Source organism: Streptomyces sp. NPDC021225 (genome assembly GCF_044332865.1).
GTDB lineage: Bacteria > Actinomycetota > Actinomycetes > Streptomycetales > Streptomycetaceae > Streptomyces.
The window spans coordinates 531,987-543,490 of record NZ_JBIRPV010000007.1; the positions used below are offsets into that span (position 1 = coordinate 531,987).

8 protein-coding genes are annotated in these 11,504 nt (G+C 71.1%); 2 read left to right on the forward strand and 6 right to left on the reverse strand.

Annotated features, from left to right (window positions below; translation table 11 throughout):
* Positions 1-800 precede the first annotated feature (800 nt).
* On the forward strand, positions 801-4,247 hold the full coding sequence (locus ACH4S9_RS31220; protein ID WP_398374828.1) for a putative Ig domain-containing protein: 3,447 nt from the start codon (positions 801-803) through the stop codon (positions 4,245-4,247).
* An 88-nt stretch (positions 4,248-4,335) separates the two neighbouring features.
* On the opposite strand, the gene ACH4S9_RS31225 is transcribed toward ACH4S9_RS31220, so the two are convergent.
* Positions 4,336-5,097, reverse strand: a complete 762-nt coding sequence (locus ACH4S9_RS31225) for a phosphoglyceromutase (RefSeq protein WP_352133527.1) — start codon at positions 5,095-5,097, stop codon at positions 4,336-4,338.
* A 145-nt stretch (positions 5,098-5,242) separates the two neighbouring features.
* Here ACH4S9_RS31225 and ACH4S9_RS31230 point away from each other — a divergent pair, with 145 nt between their 5' ends.
* Positions 5,243-6,481, forward strand: a complete 1,239-nt coding sequence (locus tag ACH4S9_RS31230) for an MDR family MFS transporter (protein WP_398374830.1) — start codon at positions 5,243-5,245, stop codon at positions 6,479-6,481.
* A gap of 13 nt (positions 6,482-6,494) precedes the next feature.
* Here ACH4S9_RS31230 and ACH4S9_RS31235 read toward each other — a convergent pair whose 3' ends face one another.
* The 5 genes from ACH4S9_RS31235 to mshA form a co-directional block, all read right to left on the reverse strand.
* Positions 6,495-8,483, reverse strand: a complete 1,989-nt coding sequence (locus ACH4S9_RS31235) for a M48 family metalloprotease (protein ID WP_398374832.1) — start codon at positions 8,481-8,483, stop codon at positions 6,495-6,497.
* Positions 8,480-9,106 (reverse strand): RNA polymerase sigma factor, encoded by a 627-nt coding sequence (locus ACH4S9_RS31240; RefSeq protein WP_398374834.1) that lies wholly within the window; start codon positions 9,104-9,106, stop codon positions 8,480-8,482. Before ACH4S9_RS31240 ends, ACH4S9_RS31235 begins: the two co-directional genes overlap by 4 nt.
* A complete protein-coding gene (locus ACH4S9_RS31245) occupies positions 9,099-9,383 on the reverse strand; it encodes a hypothetical protein (RefSeq protein ID WP_398374835.1) in 285 nt (94 codons plus the stop codon). Before ACH4S9_RS31245 ends, ACH4S9_RS31240 begins: the two co-directional genes overlap by 8 nt.
* Positions 9,384-9,553: 170 nt before the next feature.
* On the reverse strand, positions 9,554-10,108 hold the full coding sequence (locus ACH4S9_RS31250) for a YbjN domain-containing protein (protein WP_398374837.1): 555 nt from the start codon (positions 10,106-10,108) through the stop codon (positions 9,554-9,556).
* Entirely contained in the window at positions 10,101-11,462 is a 1,362-nt protein-coding gene (gene mshA, locus ACH4S9_RS31255; protein WP_385346943.1) for a D-inositol-3-phosphate glycosyltransferase, read from the reverse strand. The genes ACH4S9_RS31250 and mshA overlap by 8 nt, the downstream gene beginning before the upstream one ends.
* Between the last annotated feature and the right edge of the window lie 42 nt (positions 11,463-11,504).

An 11,504-nucleotide genomic window follows, 5' to 3' on the forward strand; every position in this document is an offset into this window, starting at 1 on the left:
CCCCACCCGGCCGGCGGCCGAACACCGCCCCCCGCTGCCCATCCTCGGCGCCTGCGGCTGCGGTTCCGGCTGTTCCTGCGGCTGCCAGTCCGGCGGATCCTGCTCATGCGGCGGCAACTGCGGCTGACGCCCTCTTCTCATCGCATTCGCTTCATCGCATTCACCTCATGCCGAAGGGCCTTCGACCGGATGCCGGTCGAAGGCCCTTCGGCATGCGCCGCCGGGGTCCAGATACCTCGACGGGCCCTCAGGCGCCGTCACGGCAGGGACCGGCGGTGCCGCCCTGTCCTTGCCCGAGGCCGCCCGGCCGTTACGCCACCGCTTGCCCGTCCGGTAGTTGATCCCGACGCGTTCGCCGGCTTCGGCGCCGCGCGACGGGCGGCGGGCGGCCGGGGCGCGGCCGCATATGCCTGTCGGAACTCTCTGCTCACGCCTCTTGTGTGGTGGGGCCCAGGTACCTATGGTTCGTAGAAATCGGTTTCTAGGAGGTCCGCGTGATGCGGAATCACGCGGGGAACCGGCGTCACCTGGGCATGGGGAGCGCGTTACAGCCGTACTCACCCGCATCGGGCACCGTCGCGACCCGCGGATGAAGAAAACGTATTCCAACCTCGCGGTTCTCACCCAGGGCGCCGTCCGACCGGAGTCCAACCCTCGCCCCCCACTCATGCCTCCTCGATCGGCCGACCGCGGCCCACGACCACCGGCGTCCGGGCCCGGGCCGGCAGGCACCACACCCCATGGAGAGTTGTATGTGGAAAGAACCAGGGATGAGGCTCAGACATACGCGGTGGTGGGCGATGGCCACCGTGGTATGTGCTCTGCTCGCGACCTTTGTTCCGGCGTCCTCCGCGGCAGCGGCGACGACCTCCGATCCGGCGGCCGGCGAATTCCCCGCCGTCACGCTGAAGGAGGTCACGAGCAGCGACGGGTTCGTCCACCCCGGTATCGCGGTGAGCGCGTCGAGCCTGCGGCTGGCCCGTCGGCAGGTGCTGGACGGCGTGGAGCCGTGGGCCTCCTACTACGCGTCCATGCACGGCACCAAGTACGCGTCACGCACCCTCACCCCCGTCAACGGTGGATCGGGGGTCGACACCCCGAAGTCGGACGCGTTCAACTCGCAGGGCATCGAGTCCAGGTTCATCGAGGATGCCTTCGGTGCCTACACCCAGGCGATCGAGTACTTCATCACGGGTGACCCCGTCTACCGCGCGAACGGTATGCACATCATCCGGACGTGGTCCCACATGGACCCGGACAAGGTCGCGCCGTATCCGGACGACCACATCCACGCCGGCGTCCCGTTGATGCGCATGCTCGCCGCGGCCGAGATCTTCCGCTACTCCAGCGTGAATCCCGGCTCCGACGGCTACGACACCACCTGGACCGACGCGGACACCACGAACCTGACCAAGAACCTCGTGACGCCCGTCATCAAGACCTTGCTCTACGGCAACACCTTCTTCATGAACCAGCAGTTGTACCCGATCGTCGGTGAGCTGGCCGGCTACGTGTTCACCGACAACCGGGCCGGCTACGAGCAGGCTGTCGAGTGGTTCTCGGTCAACAAGTCCAACCCGAACCGCCACACCAACGGGGCCCTGAACTCCCTGCTCCGCGTGATCAGCGCGGACGACCCGCTGAACACTTACGGCTACTCGTTCGTACAGCACCAGGAGATGGGCCGCGACCAGGCGCACGCATGGGACGGCATCGACATCGCGACGGAGATCTCGCGCATGCTCACGGTGCAGAAAACCCGGCTGGACCCGGTCGCCGGCACCGTGTCCACCAAGCCGAACGCCGTGTCCCCGTTCCGGTTCGGCAACGACCGGCTTCTCGCGGGAGCGGACGCCTGGTACGCGTACATGACGGGCAAGACCGTCCCTTGGATCGACACCACGGGCGGTCCCGGCAAGCTCTCCGAGGCCTACCGGGGACGCGTGTTCCAACCCATCGACGAGCTCTACAACATCTACCGGTACGAGTTCGGGGTCGACGTCAAGGAAGCGGCCCCCAACCTCGCGAAGGTGAAGGAGCAGGCCGACGGCCCCGAGTTCTTCTGGGGCACAGGGGCGTACAACTTCTGGAACAGCAACCCCGACTACAACCCGGACTACTGGCTGTCGCTGCCCGAGAAGGTGGCCGGGCAGACCCGTCCGAAGCAGGAAAAACCCCTGGTGCGGATGGCGCACCGCAGCATTCCCCTCGACGGCCGCTCCGGGGTCCGCGAGGAGGACGGACGCGACATGGTCCGGATGCGGGCGTCGAAGAAGGGCGCCACCATCGCGGTCCGCACCCTGATGTACGACAGCCGTAACGGATACAGCCCTGTGGGGGTGCTGATCCGCACCAACGGCCCGGCGACCCTGGAGATCCGCAAGGACATGTCGCTGAAGCCGTACCACACGGTGAGCCTGCCCGACACCCACGGCAAGTGGCGTTACGTCACGTACGACATGGACCTCGGCATCCTTCACGGGAGCACCGCGGGCGACAACCTGGCGTACTACACGGTCGTCGGCGCCTCGGACGTGAACGTCGACATCGACAGCGTCAACCTCCAGGCCAAGGCCCAGCTCACCCCGCCGACCTTCCCGCAGGGGCAGCGGACCACACTGGTCGGTGTGGCCGGGGCGCCGCTCAAGCGGTCGCTCGCCGCGACCGACTCGGGCGACGAGACCCTCACCTACGAGGCTTCCGGTCTTCCCGAGGGCGCCACGCTCGACAGCACCACCGGAGCGTTCAGCTGGACACCCACCAGCTCCCGGACAGGTGACGTCCACGCGTCCGTCGTCGCCTCCGACGGCAAGACCGACACCGTCCTGAAGCTCGACCTGGTGGTCGCACCGGACCGGGCGGGCGCGCTCACCGCCGCACAGGACGGGTTCGATCCCAAGGCGACGTACGTCCGCGAGCCCCTCCAGGGATTCGAGGACGCGGTGTCCTCCGTCAAGGCCACGATCGACACGGCCGATGACAGCACCTTCCTGGCCGGGCTGGTCACCGTGCAGGACGCGGTGAAAGCGCTGCAACTGCTCAATCCGAAGCTCGCCGACGGCACCCTGAGTTACCCGCCGCTGGTGACCTCGTCCCTGTCCGCACCCAATGTCTGGAACATGACCGACAGTGACATCAACACCTTCTCCGGCGATCTGAAGGCTCCGTTCACGCTGGACTTCGGAACCGGGTTCCGGGTGCGGGCCGACGCGTTCGGGCTACAGGCCCGGTACAACTTCGGCAACCGCTCCCAGGGCGCCAACGTCTACGGGTCGAACGACGGCTCCACCTGGACCCTGCTGACCTCACGAGAGACCACGAACACGACCCCGGACTTCAAGATGGAGACCATCCCGGTTCTCTCCAAGGTCCAAGACAAGGCGTTCCGCTTCCTCAAGGTCCAGGTCGACGACCCGGGCGTGCCCACCGACCCGAGCTACCCCGGGATCTCCTCCTTCGGCGAATTCCGGATCCACGGTTCCCGGATCGAAACAGCGCAGGCCGTCAAGTCGGCGACGCTCTCCTCCAGCAATGACGACCCGGCACGGGCCGTCAACGGCGACAAGGTGACCCTCGACCTGGTGACCACGGATCCACTGGCCAAGGTGAACGTGCGCATCGAGGACACCGACGCGCACGTCACCAGCACCGACAGTGAGCACTGGCGCGCCACGGTGGTGTTGCCGGAAGACGTGGACTTCGGCCGCGCACTGCGCTTCACGGCCGACTACACAACGGCCGACGACGAAATCGGCTCGACGGTCTTCCATACCACCGACGGGTCGTCGCTCCAACTGTGGAACACCCACATCGTGTCCGACCGGATCGACCAGGCCTGGGTCGACGCGTCCACCCCGCAATGGCCGGGCAGCGGCACCACGGCAGCCAACGGATGGCGGATGTTCGACAGCGACATCGCCACCTACACCGATACCACCACCTCGAACGGCTGGGTGACCGTCAAACCGACCGACGGCTCCTCCCTGGCAGCCGACGCCGTGATGATCCGCCCCCGCGCGAAGTACCCGGACCGGGCCAACGGCACGGTGCTACAGGGCTCCACCGACGGCGGGAAAACCTGGACGACCTTCCTGACCATCACGGGCATGACCAGTGACCAGCAGTGGTACACCTTCAAGCTGCCTCAGCGGACCGTGATCCCGATGCTGCGCGTCTACGACGGGCACGGCGGCAACACCAACCTCGCCGAGGTCCAGCTACTACGGTTCGACTCCTCGTCCCAGTAACCCCAGGGCCGCGGACGCTCGGCCCCGGCCCAGCAGTAAGCCCCCTACTCGCGGAGAAACCGCGGGTAGGGGGCCTACGAGCGTCGGCTTACTTCTTCTTGCCCTGGTTCTTGACCGCCTCGATGGCGGCCTTCGCGGCCTCCGGGTCGAGGTAGGTGCCGCCCGGGTTGAGGGGGCGGAAGTCGGCGTCGAGCTCGTAGGAGAGCGGGATGCCGGTGGGGATGTTCAGGCCCGCGATGTCGGCGTCGGAGACGCCGTCGAGGTGCTTGACCAGCGCGCGCAGCGAGTTGCCGTGCGCGGCGATCAGGACCGTACGGCCGGCCAGCAGGTCCGGGACGATGCCGTCGTACCAGTACGGGAGCATGCGCTCGACGACGTCCTTGAGGCACTCGGTGCGCGGCCGCAGCTCCGGCGGGATGGTCGCGTAGCGCGGGTCGTCGGCCTGCGACCACTCGGAGTCGGCCTCGATCGGCGGCGGCGGGGTGTCGTACGAGCGGCGCCAGAGCATGAACTGCTCCTCGCCGAACTCGGCGAGCGTCTGGGCCTTGTCCTTGCCCTGGAGCGCTCCGTAGTGGCGCTCGTTGAGCCGCCAGGAGCGGTGGACCGGGATCCAGTGGCGGTCGGCGGCCTCCAGGGCGAGCTGCGCGGTGCGGATGGCGCGCTTCTGGAGGGAGGTGTGGAGCACGTCGGGGAGCAGGCCGGCGTCCTTGAGCAGCTCACCGCCGCGGACTGCCTCCTTCTCACCCTTCTCGTTGAGATTGACGTCCACCCAGCCGGTGAACAGGTTCTTCGCGTTCCACTCGCTCTCGCCGTGGCGGAGGAGGATCAGCTTGTACGGTGCGTCGGCCATGCCGTCGAGCCTACTTGACCCTACTTGACCCGCATGAACGCCCCGATTGACACACCCGGTCAATCCGGTGGCGCACGGGGGACGCGGTCGGTAATTTGCGGCTAGCACTTGCGCCACTTACATCCCGCGCACTGGGGGTCGCCCGATGTCCGTCGCCGTACCGTCCGTCGCCCGGATGAGGCAGGCAGCGAGGGAGAGCGTCTCGGGGCTGCCGCGGGCGTTCTGGTGGCTGTGGACCTCCACGCTGGTGAACCGGCTGGGCGGCTTCGTCGCTCCGTTTCTGGCCATGTACCTGACCGTGGACCGCGGCTACTCGGCCACGTACGCCGGTCTGGTCGGCGCGCTGCACGGGCTGGGCGGGGCGGTGTCGGCGGTGGGTGCCGGGGTCATGACGGACCGGCTGGGGCGGCGTCCCACGCTGCTCATCTCGCAGAGCGCCACGGCGGTCAGCGTCGCCGTGCTCGGCTTCGTCCAGGATCCGGCCGCGATCGCCGCCGTCGCCTTCCTCGTCGGCATGGCGTACAACGGGTCGCGGCCCGCGGTGCAGGCCATGATGGCCGACATCGTCGCCCCCGAAGACCGGATCCGCGCCTTCTCGCTCAACTACTGGGCCGTCAACCTCGGCTTCGCGTTCTCCGCGACCGTGGCCGGGCTGATCGCCGAGCACGGCTATCTGGCGCTGTTCCTGGGCGAGGCGATCATGACGCTGCTGTGCGCCGTCGTCGTCTTCGTCAAGCTGCCGGAGTCCCGCCCGGTGCGGGAGGACGGGGAGGACGGGGCGATGGGGCCGGCGGTGGACGAGCCGGAGGCCGGGCTCGGGGCCGTGCTACGCGACCGCGGGTTCATGGCCGTGGTGGCGCTGTCGTTCCTGATCGCGACGATCATCCAGCAGGGTTTCGTGGGGCTGCCCGTGGCGATGGGCGCGAGCGGCCTGTCCAGCTCGGACTTCGGGCTGGCGGTCGCCGCGAACGGGGTGCTGATCGTGGCCCTGCAGATCCCGGTCACCCGGTTCATCGAGCACCGCGAGCCCACCCGGCTGTTGGTCGGCGCCGCGCTGCTGATCGGCTACGGCTTCGGGCTCACCGCCTTCGCCGGGTCCGTCGGGATGTACGCCCTGACCGTGTGCGTCTGGACCATCGGCGAGATCATCAACACCCCGATCCAGATGGGGCTCGTGGCCCGGCTCTCCCCGACCCACGGGCGCGGCCGCTACCAGGGCGTCTATGTGCTCTCCTGGTCGCTCGCGGCGCTCGTCGCCCCGCTCGCGGGCGGGACGGTGATCGACCACTACGGGGCGGATGTGCTCTGGGCGGCGTGCGCGGTGACGGGAACGCTGGCCGCGGCCGGGTACGCGGTACTGATGCGGGCAATCCCGGCCGGCTGAGGCGCCGGGCGGGTCACGGGGTGTGGCGCCTGGGCACCAGCGACTCGAGGTCGAAGCTCGGCCGCAGCGACAGCCCGGGTGTCCAGATCGGGCCCGTGGGCAGCAAGCGGGTCGGGATGCCACCAGAGATTCCGCCCGAGGCTCCGCCCGGCATCTCCCCGGGCAGGCCGGTGCCGCCTGGCACCGGGTCGTAGGTGGCGGTCGGGGTCACCGGCTGCCACGCCGGCCTCGGGGACGGCCGCTCCTCGCGGTCGGCCCACAGCAGCCAGGACACGCCCGTCAGCCCCAGCAGCACGGTGAGCGCCAGCACCCGGATGCCGGAGATACGCCGCCGGGCGGGCTCGTCCACGCCGGGGGCGATGCTGATGGCCGCCTTCTTCACCGGCTCCCGCGCCGCGTCTCCCGCCACCCCCGGCAGCGGCGCCCGCTCGTTCACCCCCAGCGCGGCCAGGTACAGGGCGAGGCGCTGGGTCTGGCCCGGCTCGCGTACGGCGGTGTCGGCCCAGTCCCGGATCGTCCCGGGCGCGAGGCCCTCGGGCGGCACGAGGGTGCCCGGGCCGGTCCAGTTCATCGTCCAGTGCGCGCTTCCCCGCGCGACCAGCTGCGCCCCGATCAGCACGTACAGCGCCTGAGAGAGCAAGCCCAGCGGATCCCGCCCGGCCGGGCTCTCGACGTCCGGCACACGGCCACCCAGGGCGCGGGCGAGCGGCATCCGCCGTCCGCTGTCGAGCAGGCGCAGGACCTGGTGGATGGTCAGCCGGGACGATCCGCTGATCCCCGCGGCCTTCTCGACCGTACGGACCGCCTCCGCCAGCGGCGTCAGCAGCCGCGTCGCCCGGTGCTCGGCCAGCAGCCCGAGCCACTCCCGCCACGGCATCGTCCGAGCTGTTCCCAGGCCGGGGTACAGCGTGCGGCCCAGTTCCACCGCGTACCCCGACGGAACGTCGAGCGGCTCGGCGACGCCGACGCCGCCCCCGGCGGGCCGGTCGGGGAGGCGGGCCAGGCGGGAGAGGCGGGTGGCCAGGTCGGGGTGCGGGTCGTCGCGGTCGGCGGGCCGCTCGGCGGCCCGCGCCCGGAGCGCGGCGAACGGCTCGCGCAGCTCGGGGGCCTCCACCATGTGGGCGAAGGCGCGGAACGGATCGTCCGGTACGCGCCCCTCGGCCCGGCGTACGGGGGTGAGGAAGCCCGCGCCGAACTCCAGCCAGGCCTGTTCCAGCGCGGCAGCGGAGCGCAGGGCGTCGGCGACGGTCCGCGCCCCGGCCACCCGGGCGGCCTCGCGGTCGGCCTCGATCTCCTGCCGCCGCCGGACCGGCCGGGTGAGCAGGCGGAAGACGCGCGTATAGCCGCGGAGCAGCAGCAGCGGGCCGCCCGCGTACAGCCGCACCAGGTCGTTGGCGGCCGCCGCGCTCCGGACCGCGTCACAGGCCGCGGCCAGCCCGGCCGTGCCGCGGTGGGCGAGGGTGCCGAAGCGGCCGTGGCGGCGGGAGAAGTGGCCCAGTTCGTGCGCGAGCACCGCGCGCAGCTCGGCGGGCGGCAGCCCCGCCAGCAGGGGCAGGCCGAGGTAGAGGGTGCGGCGGCCGGGCAGCAGCCCGAGGAACGAGGCGTGCTCGGTGACCGAGGCGTTGACCTCGGCGGTCAGCCGGATGGCGTCCGGCGGGGCGGTGCCCACGCTCCCGGCCAGCTCATCGACGGCCGCCCACAGCGCCGGGGCCCTGCGCCGGCTCACCCACACCGTGTCCTCCGGCGGCGCGGCGGGCCGCGCGGTGCGCACCACCGCCCACACCATGCCCCACACGATCGGCGCGAAGGCGGCGCACGCCAGGATGACCGAGGTCGGCGGCGCCTGGCTCTCCGGCGCCCCGGCGCTCCATAACCCCAGCACCAGGAACGCCAGCCACACCAGCACCAGCAGCGCGACCAGGGCGTAGAAGACGACCAGCAGCGCCAGGGCCAGCACGGCACGGGCGGCGGCAATGGCGGCGGCGAGCGCGGCGGCGATCATCTGCGCCCCCGCAAGCCGTCCAGCAGCCACTCGGCGGCGCCGCGCAGCGCCGTGGACAGCGGGTCCGTCCGTACGCCGGGGACCAGGGAGTCGCCGGGCCGGCCGAGCTCCGGGGAGACGTCGAGTAACAAGCTGAGCCGGGCGCGGGCCTTGTGCAGATTGCTGCCGACGCTCCCCGCGCTGATGCCGAGTGCGGCGCCGATCTCCGCGTAGCTCATGCCCTCCAGGGAGTGCATCACGACCACCTGGCGCTGGCGCGGCGGCAGCATGCCGAGCGCGCGCAGCGCGGCCAGCGCCTCCGCGGTCTCCTCCACGGTGGCGCCGGTGGCGGCCGACACGGTGAGTTCGGTCGGCTTCCACCGGAACCACCAGCGCCGGCCGTCGCGCGAGAGCTTGCGGCGCATGGTGGTCGCGACCCAGCCCTCCGGTGAGGCGCACGCCCGCACCGTCGGCCAGCGGCGCATCGCCTCGATGAACGCCTCCTGGACGGCGTCCTCGGCGTTCTGCCGATTGCCGCTGAGCATCACCGCGCGGGCGGCGAGCCAGGGGTAGGTGCGGGCGTAGAACTCCTCGAACTCCTCGAACCCCTCGTCGGCCGTGGTCCCTTCGACCGCCTCACTCATGCCCGGCCCCTCTCCCCGGGGCGCCGACGGCCGGTTCAGGGGAGGAGCCGGACGAGCCGGACGAGCCGAACGAGCCGGAGCGGACGGTCAGCGCCGCGCCGTCCGCACGGTGATCGGTGAGCACGGTGCCCGGCCCCGACCTGGTCATCAACTCGACCAGCATGCGCGCGCGGACCCGTTCGCCCGAGCGCGCCGCCAGCCAGCGGATGACATCCCCTATCAGCCGCAGCACCCCCATTGTCACGACCGTTGTCATCATCAGCCACGGATTGTCCATGAACACCGTCTTGTCTCCCTTGACGCTTCCCGGTCGGCGACCGGTTCACCAGGAAGAGACCTCGACGGCCGGAATTCTTTACGGCGAATCGCCAGAAATTCTGGGCGACTTGTCAGCGCAGGTCGCGGGGGGGGTGAGGGTGTGCGGGGGGGGGCGGCCGGGTGCCGCGCTCAGGCCTCGCGGGTCAGATGGGCGAACGCCGCCAGGTTCCGCGTGGACTCGCCACGCGCCGTACGCCACGCGTACTCCTTGCGGATCGCGCTCGCGAATCCCATCTCCAGCAGCGTGTTGAAGCTGCCGTCGGCGTTCTCCAGCACCGTGCCGAGTACCCGGTCCAGCTCATCCGGCGTGACCGCCGCCAGCGGCAGCCGCCCCACCAGATAGATGTCACCGAGCTGGTCGATCGCGTAACTCACCCCGTACAGGCGGGTGTTGCGCTCCAGCAGCCAGCGGTGCACGGCCTCGTGGTTCTCGTCCGGGCGGCGGACGACGAAGGCGTTGACCGACAGCGAGTGGCGGCCCAGGCGCAGCGAACAGGTCGTGGACAGCTTGCGGGTGCCGGGCAGCGTGACGACGTACGTGCCGTCGGCCGGGGTCTCCCACTCCAGCTCGGCATCGCGCAGCGTCCGCTCGATCACGGCCCTGGCGGCTTCGTTCCCGGCCTGGTTCCCGGTCTGGTTCCCGGCCTGGTTCCTGGTGTCGTTCCTGGCCTCGGCGTCACCCATGCACCGATCGTAGGCGACGGTACCCGCGCATCGCCTCCGCGTAGACGTCCGCCGTCGCCGCGGCGGCCCTGTCCCAGCCGAAGCGCTCGGCATGGTGGGCGGCGCCGGTGCCCAAACGTTTCAGCAGACCGGGGTCGTCGGCGAGGCGGCGCAGCGCCCGGGCGTAGTCGGCGGGGTCGTGGCCGGACACCAGGATGCCGCTGCGCCCGTCCCGTACGGCCACGGGCAGGCCGCCCACCTCGGCGGCGACCACCGGTGTGCCACAGGCCTGCGCCTCGACCGCCACCAGCCCGAACGACTCGCTGTAGGAGGGCATGACCAGCACGGACGCCGCCCGGTACCAGTCCGCCAGCTCGTCCTGCGCGCAGGGCGGCCGGAAGCGGACCACGTCGCTGACGCCGAGCCGGGCCGCGAGCTTGTGCAGCTCCTCCGGCTTCGCCAGCCCGCTGCCGCTCGGCCCGCCGACCACCGGGACGACGAGCCGCTCGCGCAGGCGCGGGTCCTCGTCCAGCAGGCGGGCCACCGCGTGCAGCAGGATGTCGGGCGCCTTCAGCGGCTGGATGCGCCCGGCGAACAGGGGTATCAGCGCCTCGGGCGGCAGGCCCAGGCGGGCGCGGGCGGCGGCGCGGCCGTCGGCGGGCCGGAAGCGTTCGAGGTTGACCCCGGGGTGGACGACGGCGACCAGCTCGGGGTCCGCTCCGTAGTGGCGCACCAGCTCGGCCGCCTCCTCGGCGGTGTTGGCTATGAGCCGGTCGGCGGCCCCGACGATCTGCTCCTCGCCGATGACCCGGGCGGCGGGCTCCGGGGTGTCCCCCTCCGCGAGGGCGGCGTTCTTGACCTTGGCCATGGTGTGCATGGCGTGGACGAGCGGCACCCGCCAGCGCTCGGCGGCCAGCCAGCCGACGTGGCCGGAGAGCCAGTAGTGGGAGTGGACGAGGTCGTAGTACCCGGGGCGGTGCCCCGCCCAGGCCCCCATGACCCCGTGGGTGAACGCGCACAGCTGGGCCGGGAGGTCCTCCTTGGCCAGCCCCTCGTACGGCCCCGCGTCCACATGCCGTACGAGCACGCCTGGCGCGAGCTCGACGGTGGGCGGGAGTGTGCCGGTGGTGGCGCGGGTGAAGATCTCCACCTCGATGTCGATGGCGGCCAGCCGCTTGGCGAGCTCCACGATGTAAACGTTCATGCCCCCCGCGTCACCGGTGCCGGGCTGGTGCAGCGGCGAGGTGTGCACGCTGAGCATCGCGATCCGGCGTGGCCGGCGCCCGACGCGTCTCAGGCGCTGATGGTGCGGCTTGCCGAGAACTCCGTGCGAACGGCCTCGCAAGCCGCCGAGCCGGGAAATAGGCTGGCTCACCGCGCGATCCTCCTTGCCGGGGCGGACTCGGGTAGCGGAATC